Source organism: Rhizobium sp. 10N414 (assembly GCF_056394785.1).
The window spans coordinates 105,022-120,540 of record NZ_JBFTIN010000010.1 but is presented as its reverse complement, the minus strand read 5'-3'; the positions used below and the strand labels follow the sequence as shown (position 1 = coordinate 120,540).

The 15,519-nt window shown below is 58.8% G+C and carries 15 protein-coding genes; 9 read left to right on the top strand and 6 right to left on the bottom strand.

Going from position 1 to position 15,519, the window contains the following annotated elements; all coding sequences use genetic code 11:
* The first annotated feature begins 195 nt into the window (after window positions 1-195).
* Window positions 196-1,740, top strand: a complete 1,545-nt coding sequence (locus tag AC1DE4_RS12225) for a M48 family metalloprotease (RefSeq protein ID WP_025658084.1) — start codon at window positions 196-198, stop codon at window positions 1,738-1,740.
* Between the two features lie 53 nt (window positions 1,741-1,793).
* Here AC1DE4_RS12225 and AC1DE4_RS12220 read toward each other — a convergent pair whose 3' ends face one another.
* The 5 genes from AC1DE4_RS12220 to AC1DE4_RS12200 form a co-directional block, all read right to left on the bottom strand.
* The gene (locus tag AC1DE4_RS12220; protein WP_018855886.1) at window positions 1,794-2,657 is read right to left on the bottom strand and encodes an RNA polymerase factor sigma-32; all 864 of its coding nucleotides are present in this window, start codon (window positions 2,655-2,657) and stop codon (window positions 1,794-1,796) included.
* A 376-nt stretch (window positions 2,658-3,033) separates the two neighbouring features.
* Window positions 3,034-3,606 carry a CarD family transcriptional regulator gene (locus tag AC1DE4_RS12215; RefSeq protein ID WP_007528356.1) on the bottom strand — a complete coding sequence of 191 codons (573 nt, stop codon included), beginning with the start codon at window positions 3,604-3,606 and terminating at the stop codon, window positions 3,034-3,036.
* 394 nt (window positions 3,607-4,000) lie between these two features.
* A complete protein-coding gene (fdxA, locus tag AC1DE4_RS12210) occupies window positions 4,001-4,339 on the bottom strand; it encodes a ferredoxin FdxA (RefSeq protein WP_025658085.1) in 339 nt (112 codons plus the stop codon).
* Window positions 4,340-4,533: 194 nt separating this feature from the next.
* A complete protein-coding gene (locus AC1DE4_RS12205) occupies window positions 4,534-4,938 on the bottom strand; it encodes an RNA-binding S4 domain-containing protein (RefSeq protein WP_062373987.1) in 405 nt (134 codons plus the stop codon).
* 4 nt (window positions 4,939-4,942) lie between these two features.
* On the bottom strand, window positions 4,943-7,981 hold the full coding sequence (locus tag AC1DE4_RS12200) for a helicase-related protein (protein WP_025658087.1): 3,039 nt from the start codon (window positions 7,979-7,981) through the stop codon (window positions 4,943-4,945).
* A 514-nt stretch (window positions 7,982-8,495) separates the two neighbouring features.
* On the opposite strand from AC1DE4_RS12200, the gene AC1DE4_RS12195 reads away from it, so the two are divergent.
* Together AC1DE4_RS12195 and AC1DE4_RS12190 are read left to right on the top strand one after the other, a co-directional pair.
* A complete protein-coding gene (locus AC1DE4_RS12195; protein ID WP_018855882.1) occupies window positions 8,496-8,651 on the top strand; it encodes a DUF3309 family protein in 156 nt (51 codons plus the stop codon).
* A 26-nt stretch (window positions 8,652-8,677) separates the two neighbouring features.
* Window positions 8,678-8,941: a YMGG-like glycine zipper-containing protein gene (locus AC1DE4_RS12190; RefSeq protein WP_018855881.1), complete on the top strand. Its 264-nt coding sequence runs from the start codon at window positions 8,678-8,680 to the stop codon at window positions 8,939-8,941.
* Between the two features lie 148 nt (window positions 8,942-9,089).
* Here AC1DE4_RS12190 and efp read toward each other — a convergent pair whose 3' ends face one another.
* Complete coding sequence (efp, locus tag AC1DE4_RS12185; RefSeq protein ID WP_018855880.1) at window positions 9,090-9,659, bottom strand: elongation factor P; 570 nt, start codon at window positions 9,657-9,659, stop codon at window positions 9,090-9,092.
* 150 nt (window positions 9,660-9,809) lie between these two features.
* Between efp and epmA the strand changes: the two genes are divergently transcribed.
* The 6 genes from epmA to AC1DE4_RS12155 all read left to right on the top strand — a co-directional run bounded on the left by epmA (window position 9,810) and on the right by AC1DE4_RS12155 (window position 15,506).
* The gene (gene epmA, locus AC1DE4_RS12180) at window positions 9,810-10,877 is read left to right on the top strand and encodes an EF-P lysine aminoacylase EpmA (protein WP_025658088.1); all 1,068 of its coding nucleotides are present in this window, start codon (window positions 9,810-9,812) and stop codon (window positions 10,875-10,877) included.
* Entirely contained in the window at window positions 10,874-11,926 is a 1,053-nt protein-coding gene (locus AC1DE4_RS12175; protein ID WP_025658089.1) for a lysine-2,3-aminomutase-like protein, read from the top strand. Before epmA ends, AC1DE4_RS12175 begins: the two co-directional genes overlap by 4 nt.
* A gap of 262 nt (window positions 11,927-12,188) precedes the next feature.
* The gene (locus tag AC1DE4_RS12170; RefSeq protein WP_018855877.1) at window positions 12,189-12,440 is read left to right on the top strand and encodes an acyl carrier protein; all 252 of its coding nucleotides are present in this window, start codon (window positions 12,189-12,191) and stop codon (window positions 12,438-12,440) included.
* Complete coding sequence (locus AC1DE4_RS12165; RefSeq protein ID WP_025658090.1) at window positions 12,441-13,622, top strand: acyl-CoA dehydrogenase family protein; 1,182 nt, start codon at window positions 12,441-12,443, stop codon at window positions 13,620-13,622.
* A gap of 4 nt (window positions 13,623-13,626) precedes the next feature.
* Entirely contained in the window at window positions 13,627-14,535 is a 909-nt protein-coding gene (locus tag AC1DE4_RS12160; protein WP_025658091.1) for an amino acid--[acyl-carrier-protein] ligase, read from the top strand.
* Between the two features lie 8 nt (window positions 14,536-14,543).
* A complete protein-coding gene (locus AC1DE4_RS12155; RefSeq protein ID WP_025658092.1) occupies window positions 14,544-15,506 on the top strand; it encodes a DUF1839 family protein in 963 nt (320 codons plus the stop codon).
* Window positions 15,507-15,519: the final 13 nt, after the last annotated feature.

Genomic DNA, 15,519 nt, shown 5'->3' with positions numbered 1-15,519 from the left:
AACTCAAAAGCACGTTAGGCTTGCTAAAATACAACGGCGCCACATTTACTCAGAGTCTCGCTATGCAACCGATGCGGAAATCAGTTACAGCAAAGACTTGTGTCCCCGATTGTGCAGTGCAAGAGCGGGGACGGACGCCTGTTGAATCACGATGAGACCGGCCGGGTCGCGGAAGTGGACCGGTTGACACGCAAGATGACTTGGAGAGCCAGACTGGACAGTATGCCGACGTGGAAATTCCCCGCGCCTTCCAGTGATGTGCTCTCGTCTGCGTGCCGTCTGGTGCGACGAGCCTCGGTCGTCTGTGCGACAAGCATGGCGCTGTATGGTTGTCAGTCCATTCTCGAGCAGTCCTATCAGCCAAGCGTTGCGCCGTCCTCCAATCCGCAGATCGTCGATGAAGTCCAGAAGAACGATCCGCGCGCTGCCATGGGTGCGCGCGAACATCCGCGCATCGTTGCGAGCTATGGAGGCGAGTACAAGGACGCAAAGACCGAGCGCCTGGTCGCCCGGATCACGGGCGCGCTGACGGCCGTCTCCGAGAACCCGAGCCAGTCCTATCGCATCACCATCCTGAACTCGCCGGCTATCAACGCATTCGCTCTGCCGGGCGGTTATCTCTATGTGACACGCGGTCTGCTGGCGCTCGCCAACGACGCATCCGAGGTCGCTGCCGTTCTCTCGCATGAGATGGGTCACGTTACCGCAAACCACGGCATCGAACGGCAGAAGCGCGAGGAGGCGGAAGTCATTGCCAGCCGCGTCGTTGCCGAGGTGCTGTCGAGCGATATTGCCGGCAAGCAGGCTCTGGCGCGCGGCAAGCTCCGATTGGCTGCTTTCTCGCGGCAGCAGGAATTGCAGGCCGACGTGATCGGCGTCCGTATGCTTGGTGAAGCAGGCTATGATCCCTATGCCGCTGCGCGGTTCCTGGACTCCATGGCCGCCTATAGCCGTTTCATGTCGGTCGATCCTGAGGCGGATCAGAGCCTCGACTTCCTCTCCAGCCACCCGAACTCTGCGCAGCGCATCGAACTCGCGCGCGATCATGCACGTGCTTTCGGCCAGGAAGGCAAGGTTGGCGATACGGGCAGGGACTATTATCTCGATGGGATCGATGGCCTGCTCTACGGCGACAGTCCGGAGGAAGGCTATGTCCGCGGCCAGACCTTCCTGCATGGCGGGCTTGGCATTCGCTTCGACGTACCTCCCGATTTCAAGATCGACAACAAAGTCGAGGCGGTTATGGCGACCGGTCCGGGCGACATCGCAATCCGCTTCGATGGTGTTGCCGATAACCAGAACCAAAGCCTGACCAACTATATCTCGAGCGGCTGGGTTACCGGTCTCGATCCGTCGACCATTCAGCAGATCACGGTCAACGGTATGGAGGCCGCAACGGCACGCGCGAGTGCAGATCGTTGGGATTTCGACGTCACGGTGATCCGCAACAATGCGCAGATTTTCCGGTTCCTGACGGCCGTCCCGAAGGGAAGCCCGGTCTTGCAGCAGACGGCCGACGTCTTGCGGGCAAGCTTCCGCCGCATGACCCCGGAAGAAACGGCTTCCCTGAAGCCTCTGCGGGTCCGGGTCGTCAAGGTACGGCCAGGCGAGAACATCACGACGCTTGCTTCGCGGATGATGGGCACGGATCGAAAGCTCGATCTCTTCAAGCTTATCAATGCCCTGCCGACCGGCGCCGCTGTCTCTCCCGGCGACCGCGTCAAGATTATTGCGGAATAGAAAGAGGCCCGGTTTTCACCGGGCCAGTTGCATCACTGGGGGAGTAAGCTCTTTCAGGCCGATGCGGCCATATACGGGTCAGCACTCACGAGAGCGCTGCGGAGTTTTTCCATCGCCCGGCTTTCGATCTGCCGGACGCGCTCCTTGGAAATGCCGAGATCTGCACCGAGTTCCTCAAGCGTAGCGCCATCTTCGGCGAGCCTGCGGGCGCTGATGATCTTCATTTCCCGCTCATTGAGGTGCTTCAGGGCCGAAGCGAGCCAATTGCGCCGGCGCTCGCCGTCGATCATGTTCGATACCTGCTCGTCTGGGAGAGGATCGTCGCTGACGAGGAAATCCATCTTCTCGGCGCTGTCGGCATCACCCGAGACTGAGGGCGCCTGGAGTGAGGCGTCATTGCTCGAGAGCCTGGCGTCCATCGTCTGGACGTCTGAAAGGCTGACGCCGAGGGCTGCCGCGATTTCCTGGTGGATGGACTGGAGCGTGAGCTGCGTGTCGCCCCTGGCAAGCTTGGCGCGCAGACGGCGAAGATTGAAGAACAGGGCCTTCTGGGCAGAACTCGTACCGCCGCGAACAATCGACCAATTGCGTAGGATGTAGTCCTGGATAGAGGCGCGGATCCACCAGCTTGCATAGGTGGAGAAGCGGACATCACGCTCGGGCTCAAAGCGGGCCGCAGCCTCCAGCAGACCGACGTAGCCTTCCTGGACAAGGTCGCTCATCGGGAGGCCGAAGTTGCGAAACTTTCCGGCCATCGAGATAACGAGACGCATATGGGCCATGGCGATCTGGTTACGGGCGCCACGATCATCATTGTTCTTCCAGCGGATTGCGAGATCGTGTTCCTCTTCGCGAGCAAGGTAGGGAGCCGCCATGGCGATTTTGATCATGCGCCGGTCTGCTGACATGTTCTTCATATCGGTCTCCTGAGGCGTGACGCCAAAAAAGGGCAAAGAAATCTTGCTTCCGGACATTGGCTGCCCAGATCAAATTCATGTCTTGAACGTATAAAGGCCCCGAACTCTGGACGTTTCCAGATGGGGCCCTAGCTTAGGGTTATGCGCCGGTAATACGGCCGGGTAGGACCAGTTTCTTCAAGTTGCCGGATAGGCAGGACGTGGAAGGCATGATCCGCTCCTCATCGATCGTTTCCAGGATGCGAGCGTTCGAGGAGGGTAATGTCAGTTCCCGACGCGGTCCGCAGCTACATCTTTAAAACGCGCCACCTCGGAAAAAGTTCCAATAAAAAACCCGGCACAAGGCCGGGTTTTTTTCAGGAAAAACAAGGAAAGCTTATGCAGCTTCATCCTGAGATTCGTCTTCTTCGATTGCCTTGCCGCGCTTCGGACCCTTGTTGAGGTTGGTCTCGACGAGGCGAACGGCTTCGGTTTCCGACATCTTGTTCACGGCAGCGATTTCGCGTGCCATGCGATCAAGTGCAGCTTCATACAGCTGACGTTCGGAATAGGACTGTTCCGGCTGGTTCTCGGCGCGATAGAGATCGCGGACAACTTCAGCAATGGAAATGAGGTCGCCGGAATTGATCTTCGCATCATATTCCTGGGCGCGACGGGACCACATGGTACGCTTGACGCGCGCCTTGCCCTGCACAACCTTCAATGCACGCTCGACGAAATCGGTTTCGGAGAGCTTACGCATGCCGATGCTCATGGCCTTGGCGACCGGCACTTTCAGACGCATCTTGTCCTTCTCGAAATCGATAACGAAAAGTTCAAGCTTCATGCCTGCTACTTCTTGCTCTTCGATGGCGCTGATGGTACCGACGCCATGTGCGGGGTACACGATCGATTCACCGGTCTTGAAGCCGTGACGTGCGGAAGAAGGTTTTTTCTGCTGGGTCGTCATTCTATTCAAACACTCCCTGTTACGCTCCCGGCTGCAGCCGGAGCCGGGTCAGTCAAGCCCGGATGAGACGGTCGGATCCGTCGGGTGACTTACTTCTGGTCCCACCGGACAAAAACAAACATATCCATGCGCACAAGCTTAGAGCCTCACAGCTCAAGGCGTTGATATGTCACGGAAACCGCGTTTTTGGATTTGTTTTGCTTTCGTGGTGGTTTGGGCATACTTCATGCCGCAAATGGATCAGTGTCGGGAACCTATCACAAAAATATGACGAAATCAATAATTTGCTGCACCTGAGTCATGCGCGCAACACATGACACCCATATGCTGCAGGCACGCTTCAGGCATTTTTTACGTCACTGAACCCGGTTTCAGGCCGAGGTTTGGGGGAAGATCAGTCGCCCGCTCCGGGCTTCTCCGAGAAGTACTTCTCGAACTTGCCGGTTTCGCCGTCCATTTCCTTGGCTTCCGGCATGGCATCCTTCTTGATCGTGATGTTCGGCCAAATGCTCGCATATTCGGCGTTGACCTTGAGCCACTTGTCGAGGCCCGGCTCCGTATCCGGCTTGATGGCTTCGGCAGGACATTCCGGCTCGCAAACGCCGCAGTCGATGCATTCGTCAGGATGAATGACGAGGAAGTTCTCGCCTTCATAGAAACAGTCGACGGGGCAGACTTCCACGCAATCGGTATATTTGCAGCGAATGCAATTGTCGGTCACGACATAGGTCATGAAGAACTCCAGGACTTCCACACAATGGGGCCGGGCAACCTGGAACGTCGCGCCTTTCCCCTAACCGGAAAGGAAGCAGTGAAATGCGGGGGAGGCATTTACGCTATCCGGCAAGTTGATTGTGACGTATCGGCTTTGTCTGCGGATTTCAAGAATAAAGACGTCGCAAAACCCGGCTGTTCGGACAGAGTTTTCTAATCCTCGTCCGACATCAGCTTGTCGATTGCACGGCGGTCCTTTTTCGTGGGTCTGCCCGTGCCCGTAGCGCGCATCGCCTGTTCGTAAGGTGTCAGGCGCTTTGCCTCGTCGGGTGGCGGGGTCAGGTCCTCATAGAGCAGTCGGGCTTCCTCGTAGGGACCACGTCGCTCGCCGCCCGATTTGACGATGAGGACAACATCGCGGCGCTCCAGCGCCAGCTCGACCCTGTCGCCCGTCTTGACCATTTGGCTCGGTTGAAGGGCGCGCTCGCCATTGATCCGCACATGCCCGGATTGAATGTGGCTTTGTGCCAGCGAGCGCGATTTCACCATGCGCGTGAAGAACAGCCACTTATCGATGCGCTGTCGCGAACCGCTTCCTGGCTGTGTCTCACTGCTCATCCGCTTACTTCTTCATCTGCTCCTTCAAGGCAGCGAGCTTGGCGAAAGGAGAATCCGGATCGATCGGCTTTTCCTTGCGCGGTGGCTTTGCCTCGAAGCGCAACGGCTGTGGTCCGCCACGGTTGTTGTTGCGATCCTTGCGGTCGCCACGGTCCTGACGGTCGCCACGCTGTTCGTTGCGGTCACCGCGTCCCTGCTGTGGCTTGCCGCCATCCTTGCCGCGATGCTGGCGGTTGCCGTCGCGGCCCTCGCCATTCGCAGCACCCTGGCGGCGATGTTCGGACCCCCGGTCCTGGCCGCGATTGTTGCCGCCACGGCGTTCGCCCGGGCTGCGAGCCTGACGCTGGTTGTCCGTACGGCCACCAAGGCGCCAGAGAAGGACCGGCTTCGGCTCCTCGGCTTCTTCGGGATTTGCGATGACCGGCTGTTCGGCTGCCACTGCTTCAACAGCAGCTGGGGCTTCGGAAGGGGCTTCCTCCGATGCGCTGTCGGCATCGTCGTGATCTGCCTTCTCCGCATTATCCTCAACCGCCGTCTCGGTCGCCGGCGCTGCGGCAGCGTCCTGAGCCGACAGATGGGCAGCTGCCTCTTCCGCCTTGACGGCATCGGCGCGATAACCGAGCCCCTTCAGGATCTCTTCCATGTCCTCCAGCGTTGCGCCGAGGATCGAAAGCATGGCGGTTGTCGTCGTGAAACGGCGACCGTCATAAGCGCCTTCGGGACGATTGGCCTGGCCCGGCTTCCACTGAAGGAGCGGGCGAATAATGTCGGCCAGGCGCTCCAGAATGTCGATACGGACCGCGCGTTTGCCAAGGAACCGGAAGCCGGCCAGCTTGTAGAAGGTGCGCTCGAAGCCCGGATCGGTAACGACCGAGGTACGGCCTGCCGCCAGCACGGGAATGAGATCGCCATAACCTGGCTTGTCGAGGCCATCATTCTTCAACGCCCAGAGGAGCGTGATGAGCTCTGCCGGGGCGGGCTTGAGAAGTGCCGGAACGAAGATGTGGTAGGCGCCGAAGCGGACACCGTAGCGGCGCATTGAGGCCCGCGCATCCTGATCCAGCGACTTCACTTCTTCGGTCACGTCGCGCCGGAACAGTACGCCGAGGTTCTCGACAAGCTGGAATGCCAGGCCCTTTGCAAGGCCCTGCAGGTCCTCTGCGCGGGACAGATCGTCAAGCGGCTTCAGGACGGTGCTGATGTGGTGATTTACGAAGCGCTCGATACGAGCGGCCACATGGTCGCGGGCATTGCCGGTCAACTGCTCGTCGGCGAGAATGATGACACGCGGGCGCATGACATGATCGCTGCCTGCCAGGCGTGCCACCGGGTCGCCCAGCCAACGGATCGAACCGTCGGAGCTGATCGCGAGGTCGCCATTGCCGGCCGCATGGAGGCGAGCCGCACGTGCCTCGAATTCCAGAGCGAGCGCCTTCTGCGAAGCAGACTGGACAGCCTTAGCGTCCGGTCCCTCCGCTCCCGAAATGGGCGTGAACCGGAATCCCGACAGTTGCCCCACATGATGTCCTTCTACGAAGACATCGCCATTTACACTGATTTCAGCTTCCAGCATCGCATTCTCTCTCAGGCGCTTCATGAGCACAGATGTCCTGCGATCAACAAAGCGTTTCGTCAACCTTTCATGTAACGCATCGGACAATCGATCTTCGATTTCCCGCGTCTTTTCCTGCCAGTGTGTCGGATCGGCAAGCCAATTGGGCCGATTCGATACATAGGTCCAAGTTCTTATCTGCGCGATTCGCGCCGAAAGCGTGTCAATCTCACCGTCTGTTCGATCCGCGCGGTATACCTGCTCGGCAAGGAAGTCCTCGTTTACCGTGCCATAGCGGACGAGATCGGAAAAGAGGGTGGAAATCAGATCGGCGTGTTGGGCCGGTGCAATGCGGCGATAGTCCGGAAGCGCGCAGGCTTCCCATAGTTTCTCGACGCGCGCCGGATTGTTCGCAAGGTCGATGATCTCGGGGTAGCGCGACAGCTGTTCCAGCGCTTGCTGGTCGACGGCGGGGAGCGCGCGTGTCAGGCCAGAAACCGTAGGGCCGGTCTCAAGGCTCACGCGGAGCGCATGCAGGGAGCTGAAGTCGAGGTTCTTCGTGCGCCACTGCAGCACTTTCACATTGTCGAACTCGTGGCCTTCGATGCGTTCAACCAATTCCTCATCAAAGGGATCGACCTGACCGGTGACGCCAAACGTCCCGTCGCGAACATGTCGACCGGCACGGCCGGCAATCTGCCCAAGTTCGGCGGGGTTGAGGTTACGAAACTGATAGCCGTCGAATTTGCGATCCTGCGCGAAGGCGACGTGGTCGACGTCGAGATTGAGGCCCATGCCGATCGCATCCGTGGCGACCAGATATTCCACATCGCCGGCTTGGTAGAGTGCCACCTGCGCATTGCGGGTGCGCGGACTGAGGGCTCCGAGAACGACGGCGGCCCCGCCGCGCTGCCTGCGGATCAACTCGGCAATCGCATAGACTTCGTCGGCAGAGAAGGCGACGATCGCCGAACGCTGCGGGAGGCGGGTAATCTTCTTCTGTCCGGCATAGAACAGGTGGGAAAGCCGGGGACGCTCGACGATGGTAATTCCAGGGAGCAGTTGCTGCAGGATCGGACGCATTGTACCGGCGCCGAGCAACAGCGTCTCGTCGCGGCCGCGCAGATGAAGGATCCGGTCCGTAAAGATGTGCCCTCGCTCGAGGTCGCCGGCGAGTTGAACCTCGTCAATGGCGACGAACGCCGCCTTCGTCTCGCGTGGCATTGCCTCGACGGTGCAGACCGAAAAGCGGGCGTTGGGAGGCGATATTTTCTCTTCGCCCGTTACCAGGGCAACGTTTTGAATTCCGACCTTTTCGGCGACGCGTGTATAGACCTCGCGCGCCAGCAGCCGCAGCGGCAGCCCGATCACGCCGGTGCCATGGGCAACCATGCGCTCAATGGCATAATGCGTCTTGCCGGTATTGGTTGGTCCGAGCACCGCGGTTACTCCGCGCCCACTCAGTATCATCGGCTGCGATGTCAGTGTCATGGTCCTGCAGATGAGGCGAGGGTGCCCCAGGTCAAGTCAGCTCCTCTCCGAGCAGCACACACATGGACAGCCGTTGTCTCAAACGCAAGGGCCGATTTGAATTTACTCCGCAGTTTTCTGTTGCGCGAATAGCTTGCAGATTGCTCGTTTTGCGATTCGGAACAGCTTGAGAACGAATCGGAGACGAATCGCAGACTCCGCATGATTCAGTGTTTGTTCACGGCTAAGTATTGATTTTGAATCACTTTTTCCCACAAGATGCTGAATCTCGAAATTCGCGGCATACGTGCAACGCAATCTTGTCCAGGCTGTCAACGTCGTTTTGTCCGAAATCGACGAGCGACATCTGCCCGTGTCTTGTTGTCATGGGGGCAATATTACGCGGCGGGACGGAAAACGGCGTACGATTAGGTCATTTTGCCGCTAAAACCAAACATTTGATACATATGGAACAAAAATCGGAGATGTGTGTTTCTCGTCCATTCCAGGTGTAATGACGTCGAGGACTTGAACCATGCTTGGCACCATACTGCTCATTATCCTTATTCTGCTTTTGATCGGCGCCTTACCAAATTGGGGCTATAGCCGCGGATGGGGCTATGGACCTTCCGGCGGTTTAGGGCTAGTTCTCCTCATTATTGTTATTCTTGTGCTAATGGGTCGCATCTAAGCGACGAAAAAACTGGGAGTTATGTCATGATGAAGAAGATTGTGCTCATTGGCGCCCTCGTCGGCGCACTTGCTTCCTGCACGGCGACGGAACAGGGAACCGCAATCGGCGCGGGTTCCGGCGCTATTATCGGCGGTGCCGTCAGCCATAGCTGGGGCGGTGCTGCAATCGGTGCCGTTGCCGGCGGTCTCGCTGGCGCACTGATCGGCCAGTCCGTTGAACGTCGCGGTTACTGCGTCTACAGAGACCGCTACGGGCGCCGTTACGAGGCACGTTGCCCGCGCTACTAAGGCGCTAGGATTACTATTTTTGAGATCGAAAGCGCCGGCCTGACTGGCGCTTTTTGTTTGAGCAACCGCCGGATCAGCTAACTGCCGACAGCAAAAAAGCCCCTCGTTTCCAAAGCGGCTTAGTTTACTCGGCGCATGCGGCAGACAGTCAGTCTTTTGCGCGCTCGACGTAGGAATTGTCTTCCGTGGCGATAACGACGCGCGTGCCGGCGTTGATGTGCGGCGGCACCATGGTGCGCACGCCGTTCGACAGCATTGCCGGCTTGTAGGAGGACGAGGCCGTCTGGCCCTTAACGACCGGTTCGGTTTCCGTGATTTCGAGGGTCACGTGGCGCGGCAGTTCGAGAGCCAGCGGAACGCCTTCATGGATCGACAGGATGCAGGTCATGCCTTCCTGCAGATAGGCCTTCTGATCGCCCATCGTTTCATCGTTCACGACCACCTGGTCGTAGGTCGCCGGGTTCATGAAGTGGAACCCTTCGCCATCTTCGTAGAGATACTGGAAGTTCACGTCTTCGACGAAGGCGCGCTCGACCTGTTCGGTTGTACGCCAGCGCTCGGAGACCTTGACGCCGTCAACGATACGACGCATGTCGACCTGCGTGACCGGCGTGCCCTTGCCCGGATGAAAGTTCTGGGCAGTCAGAACGACGTAGAGCTTGCCATCCACGTCGAGAACGTTGCCCTTGCGGACGGAAGAGGCGATGACCTTGACCATTAAGACTTCCTTGTAACTCGGCTTTTGGCGTCGTAGAGGACTGTCGATACAGCCCCGAAGACGCGATTGATTGTTCTTTGGGGGCGCAACTAACCTAAAATCCGGCAAATAGCCAGCCCTAGCGTTGGAAGGCCGGCCAGGACGACGCCAATGAATCCCTCGAACGCCAAAGTATCGCCGTGGTGGACGCCGAGCGTGCATTTGGACCGCCGTCCGTTCCTGATTGGGCGCAATGCCATCCAGTCCGCGCTGCGCCGCTATTTCCTGAGCGAGGATTTTCTGGAGGTCGACACCGCGACGCTGCAGGTTTCGCCGGGCAACGAGGCGCATCTTCATGCGTTTGCCACCGAAGCCTTGACGACGGACGGCCAGACTGCAGCGCCGCTTTATCTGCATACCTCGCCTGAATTCGCCTGCAAGAAGCTGCTTTCGGCTGGCGAACAGCGCATCGCCTGTTTCGCCCACGTCTATCGCAACCGCGAGCGCGGCCCCCTGCACCACCCGGAGTTCACCATGCTCGAGTGGTATCGCGTGGGCGAAAGTTACGAGAGCCTGATGATGGATTGCGTTCGAATCCTGGCGCTTGCTGCGGAAACCATGAAGACGGCGCGGCTCACCTATAAAAGCCGGGACTGCGATCCGTTTGCCGGGCCGGACAGGATCAGTGTTGCCGCGGCTTTCGAACGCTATGCCAGTATTGATCTGCTGGGCTCCGTTGCAGCCGACGGTGCGACGGATCGGGCGCATCTAGCTGACCAGGTCAGGAGGGTCGGCATGCGTGTTGCCGATGACGATGGTTGGGCGGACTTGTTCAGCCGCGTGCTTGTCGAAAAGGTCGAGCCTCATCTGGGTTTCGACCGTGTGACCATTCTTGACGAATATCCGGTGTCGGAAGCGGCACTAGCGCGCCCCTCGGCGCGAGATCCCCGTGTTGCCGAACGTTTCGAGGTCTATGCCTGCGGCGTCGAGCTTGCAAACGGCTTCGGCGAGCTTACCAATGCGGCGGAACAGCGCCGCCGCTTCGAGATCGAGATGTCTGAAAAAGCTCGCATCTACGGCGAAAGCTATCCTCTCGATGAGGACTTTCTGGACGCGCTTGCCATCATGCCCGAGGCAAGCGGCATCGCTCTTGGCTTCGATCGGCTGGTGATGCTGGCAACCGGGGCCTCGCGGATCGATCAGGTGATGTGGGCTCCGGTCGCGGAGTACGGCAGATGAACAGTAACGGGCCCATCAAGACGGTCGAAGGGCTGGCACGCGCAAGGCTGCTGGCTCGGAGAGACCGGGACGCGCTGGCTGATGTCGCCGCACGCTATGCCATTGCATTGACTCCGACCGTTGCAGGATTGATCGACCGAGCCGATGATTCAGATCCAATCGCCCGGCAATTCGTTCCTGAGCCGGCTGAGCTGATCACGACGCCCGAAGAGCGCGCCGACCCGATCGGCGACGAAGCCCATAGTCCCGTACAGGGGATCGTTCATCGCTATCCCGACCGGGTGCTGTTGAAGGCGGTGCATGTCTGCCCCGTCTACTGTCGCTTCTGCTTTCGCCGCGAGATGGTCGGTCCGGAAGGCTTGGGCACCCTTGACCCCAATGCAATGTCTGCGGCCTTCGCCTATATCCGCGACCATGAGGAAATCTGGGAAGTGATCCTGACGGGCGGCGATCCGCTCGTATTGTCACCGCGACGGCTGGAAGAAATTCTTCGCGAACTGGCATCGATCGACCACGTCAAGATCGTGCGGTTCCATACCCGGGTTCCCGTGGTTGATCCATCGAGAGTGGATGCGGCCCTGATTGCGGCCCTGAGAGCGAGCGGCAAGACCGTCTACGTGGCGCTGCACGCCAATCATCCCCGCGAACTGACCGCCGAGGCGCGCGCAGCATGCGCTCGCCTGATCGATGCCGGCATGGTCATGGTCAGCCAATCGGTGCTTCTGAAGGGCGTCAATGATGATCCGGCGGTGCTGACGGAGTTGATGAAGGCCTTCGTCGAGACGCGTGTGAAGCCGTACTATTTGCATCATCCCGATCTGGCGCCAGGCACGAGCCATTTTCGGCTGACGATCGAAGAGGGGCAGAAGATCGTCGCCGCATTGCGTGGCCGGATTTCAGGTCTTTGCCAGCCCACCTACATACTCGACATACCCGGTGGCCATGGCAAAGCAGTGATCGCTCCTCAGTCGATCAGTGAGATGGGCGAAGGCTGCTATTCGGTTTCGGATTATCGCGGCGGCGAGCACCTGTATCCGCCGGTCGCCTAGTCAAAAATGGGCGAAAGAAGTGTTGTTATTGGACAATGTGTCACAAGATCCGTTGGTCACCCAAAAATACAGCTCGCGAGCAAGATGTTGAAATCTAACACAAGCTCCCCCCCTTCCCCGTTTCTTTCGTAGGAATTTAGCTGAGAAGCTTAGCTGACTTTAACTACGTCATTTAGGACAATTTTGTCTTTTCCAGACTACGCGTACTCCGAGAACAAGGCGGTTTCGCCACTCGAGATATGATCATCTTGGAGAAGTCATAATGAATACTACGATCCGTGAGCTCCTGGTCAAATTTGGAAAGCTCCCTGTCTCTGTCGATCAGGTCGCCGATGATGCCGACCTCTATGCGGTCGGCCTAACGTCTTTCGCTTCCGTGCAGCTTATGCTTGGCATCGAAGAAGCCTTTGATATCGAGTTTCCCGACAATCTCTTGAATCGCAAGTCTTTCGCCAGCATCGCGGCGATCGCAAGGACCGTTGACCAGATCAAAGATAGCCGGAAGGTCGCCTGAATGAACTTTCCGGTCAAAATCGCGCAAGAGGATCTTGCCGCCAGAGCCGCGCGCGTGTCAGCGATTGCGGCAAAGCATGCAGACTCCGTCGATTTTGAAGGGAGGTTCCCGCACGAAGCCGTGGAGGCAATGAGGGCCGAGCGCTTGCTAGGCGTTCAGATCCCACGCCATTTCGGTGGCGAAGGCGCGACGATCGCACAGATCGCCGAGTTATGCTCGATGCTTGGTCAGGCTTGTGCTTCGGCTGCCATGGTCTTCGCCATGCATCACATCAAGCTTTGCAGCCTTGTTGAGCACGGCGGCGAGAGCGAGTGGCATCGGGCCTTCATGCTACGTGTTGCTGCCGAGCAATTGCTGGTCGCGTCGGCAACGACGGAAGGCGGGATCGGCGGCAATCTCAGGAATAGCATCTGCGCGATCGAGGTGGATCGTGACATTTGCCGTCTGGAGAAAGATGCCACTGTCATATCCTACGGCTCCCACGCCGATGCGATCATGGTTACCTCGCGTGCCCACGCAACTGCCGCCTCTTCCGATCAGGTGCTGACCGTCTTTCTGAAGGAGCAGTACACGTTGGAAAAAACGCATACGTGGGACACGCTCGGCATGCGCGGTACCTGCTCAGATGGTTTCCTCTTCAAGGGCGAGGCTGCGGCCGAACAGATCCTGCCGAAGCCTTTCGCAGAGATCGCGGCGCAATCGATGCTGGCATCGTCGCACCTTCTTTGGAGCAGCGTGTGGTATGGCATCGCGGTAGACGCGGTTGGCCGTGCACAGGCGTTCGTGCGCGCCGCAGCGCGCAAGTCGCCGGGTACGCCACCGCCCGGAGCCTTGAGGCTCGCCGAGGTGTCAAACTTGCAGCAGATGGTTCGATCGAACGTTGTCGCCGGTCTGAAGGCCTACGAGGACGCCAGGAGCGACGCCGACAAGCTCTCTTCCATGGGCTTCGCCGTCACGATGAACAACGTAAAGATTGCCTCATCTGAGACGATCCTCGAGATCGTCAATCACGTGATGCTGATTTGCGGGATCATGGGCTACAAGAACGGCACGCCATTCAGCGTCGGCCGCCATCTGCGCGATGCCCACTCGGCGCAACTCATGATCTCGAATGACCGCATTCTCGGCAATACGTCGAGCATGCTTCTTGTTCATAAGCAGGACACTAGCTTACTGGGGTGACGACATGGACGTGCAGACAACGTTTCTGGACAGGCTATTTGAATCGGGTCTCTTGATCGATACGGGCGTTGACGGTCTCTACGGGCGCAGCGGACAATTCGAAGACGTGATCGCCGCCTTCGAGCGCCTGATCGACAGGTTCGGCGGCGCCGACGGCGCGGAAGCGATGCGCTTTCCGCCCGGGATGAACCGCGCCTTCTTCGAGAAGAGCGGCTACATGAAGAGCTTCCCGCAGCTTGCCGGCACCGTCCACAGTTTCTGCGGCAGCGAGCTCGACCACATCAGCCTACTCCAGTGCATGGAGGTGGGCGACGATTGGACCAAGGATCAACAGGCAACCGACATCGTATTGACGCCTGCAGCTTGCTATCCGCTTTATCCGACTGTCGCTCGGCGCGGCAAACTGCCGATGAGCGGCGGCCTCTTCGATCTGCAATCCTATTGCTTCCGCCACGAGCCTTCGCAGGATCCCGCCCGCCAGCAGCTCTTCCGCATGCGTGAATATATTTGCATGGGGACCGAGCAGCACGTCACGGATTTCCGTCAACGCTGGATGGATCGCGGCGTCGAAATGATGAAGGCGGTCGGTCTGGATGTGACCATTGATGTCGCGAACGACCCGTTCTTCGGCCGTGCCGGCAAGATGCTGGCCAATAATCAGCGCGATCAGAACCTGAAGTTCGAGCTGCTTATCCCGATCACCTCGGTTGCCAAGCCGACGGCCTGCATGAGCTTCAACTACCACCAGGACGCATTTGGTGCGAAATGGGGCCTGTACCTCGAAGACGAGAGCGTTGCGCACACCGCTTGCGTCGGCTTCGGGCTTGAGCGTATCGCGCTCGCGCTGTTTCATCACCACGGGCTCGAGGTCAAGCATTGGCCTTCCAAGGTGCGTCAAGCGCTGTGGGGCTGAATGAAACGATGAGAGCCGTCTTTCCGCGGGTCCGCCCGGACGGCTATCAACCGCATTCGCTCCATTCCGGCGAGCGCATGTGGCCTGAAACCAATTGCTATGTCGACCTCTGGATCGAAGTGCTGAGCGGCTGCGGCGCGGTACCGGAGGCGATGCTTGGCTTTACGCTCACGCAGGACTTCGAGGGCGATCAGTTCACCTTCTTCAAGGTGCCGCTCGAGGATCTCGAGTCACTCTATGACATCCGTGTCACTGAGCTTGCCATTTTCGACCGCGTCGAACGGCATATCGAGGTGCAGATCGCACGCGGGCGCCTTTGCCTGATCGAGATGGACTCGTTCTATATGCCCGATACGCAGGGTACCGCTTATCGGACCGAGCATGGCAAGACCACCGTGGCGATCAACAGGCTCGATCTCACCGGCAAGCGCGTGGAGTATTTCCACAATGGCGGCTATTTCCAGCTTGAGGGTGAAGACTTCGAGGGGCTGTTCCAGCTGCAACTGACGGCGGACGATCCGTCGTTCCTTCCCTACACCGAGTTCGCGAAATTTCCGGTTCGCATGCCGGATACGGCGCATGTCAGCACTATGGCACGCAGGCTTCTAGGAACTCACTTCGGTCGCCGCCCAGTCTCGAATCCGATTCGCGCCTTTGTCGAAGTGTTTCCGCAGCAGGTGGAAGCAGTCGCAGAGCGGCCGTTTGGCTTCTTTCACAAGTACGCATTCAATACGCTGCGCCAGTTCGGTGCCAATTTCGAGCTTGCCGGAGATCACCTGGCTTGGCTTTCTGCGAGCGAATTCGCGTCCGCAATTGAAGACGCGCGCCGAATTTCCGAAGTCGCGAAGTCCGTGCAGTTTCAGCTCGCCCGGGCGGTCACCCGGAAGAAATACGAGCCATTACGCACGGCGCTTGATCCGGCAGCCGATGCGTGGGATTCCATGATGGCTTCTCTCAAGGAGCGCTTGTGAAGCCGGGAGTCTA

Excerpts from the sequence above, each read along its gene's own strand:
- AC1DE4_RS12205 (WP_062373987.1), bottom strand. The coding sequence starts at position 4,938 with ATGAGCAGTGAGACACAGCCAGGAAGCGGTTCGCGACAGCGCATCGAT.
- AC1DE4_RS12155 (WP_025658092.1), top strand. The coding sequence starts at position 14,544 with ATGAGAGCCGTCTTTCCGCGGGTCCGCCCGGACGGCTATCAACCGCAT.
- AC1DE4_RS12220 (WP_018855886.1), bottom strand. The coding sequence starts at position 2,657 with ATGAAGAACATGTCAGCAGACCGGCGCATGATCAAAATCGCCATGGCG.
- epmA (WP_025658088.1), top strand. The coding sequence starts at position 9,810 with ATGAATCCCTCGAACGCCAAAGTATCGCCGTGGTGGACGCCGAGCGTG.
- AC1DE4_RS12165 (WP_025658090.1), top strand. The coding sequence starts at position 12,441 with ATGAACTTTCCGGTCAAAATCGCGCAAGAGGATCTTGCCGCCAGAGCC.
- AC1DE4_RS12215 (WP_007528356.1), bottom strand. The coding sequence starts at position 3,606 with ATGACGACCCAGCAGAAAAAACCTTCTTCCGCACGTCACGGCTTCAAG.
- AC1DE4_RS12190 (WP_018855881.1), top strand. The coding sequence starts at position 8,678 with ATGATGAAGAAGATTGTGCTCATTGGCGCCCTCGTCGGCGCACTTGCT.
- AC1DE4_RS12200 (WP_025658087.1), bottom strand. The coding sequence starts at position 7,981 with ATGACACTGACATCGCAGCCGATGATACTGAGTGGGCGCGGAGTAACC.
- AC1DE4_RS12160 (WP_025658091.1), top strand. The coding sequence starts at position 13,627 with ATGGACGTGCAGACAACGTTTCTGGACAGGCTATTTGAATCGGGTCTC.
- fdxA (WP_025658085.1), bottom strand. The coding sequence starts at position 4,339 with ATGACCTATGTCGTGACCGACAATTGCATTCGCTGCAAATATACCGAT.
- AC1DE4_RS12170 (WP_018855877.1), top strand. The coding sequence starts at position 12,189 with ATGAATACTACGATCCGTGAGCTCCTGGTCAAATTTGGAAAGCTCCCT.
- efp (WP_018855880.1), bottom strand. The coding sequence starts at position 9,659 with ATGGTCAAGGTCATCGCCTCTTCCGTCCGCAAGGGCAACGTTCTCGAC.
- AC1DE4_RS12225 (WP_025658084.1), top strand. The coding sequence starts at position 196 with ATGACTTGGAGAGCCAGACTGGACAGTATGCCGACGTGGAAATTCCCC.
- AC1DE4_RS12195 (WP_018855882.1), top strand. The coding sequence starts at position 8,496 with ATGCTTGGCACCATACTGCTCATTATCCTTATTCTGCTTTTGATCGGC.
- AC1DE4_RS12175 (WP_025658089.1), top strand. The coding sequence starts at position 10,874 with ATGAACAGTAACGGGCCCATCAAGACGGTCGAAGGGCTGGCACGCGCA.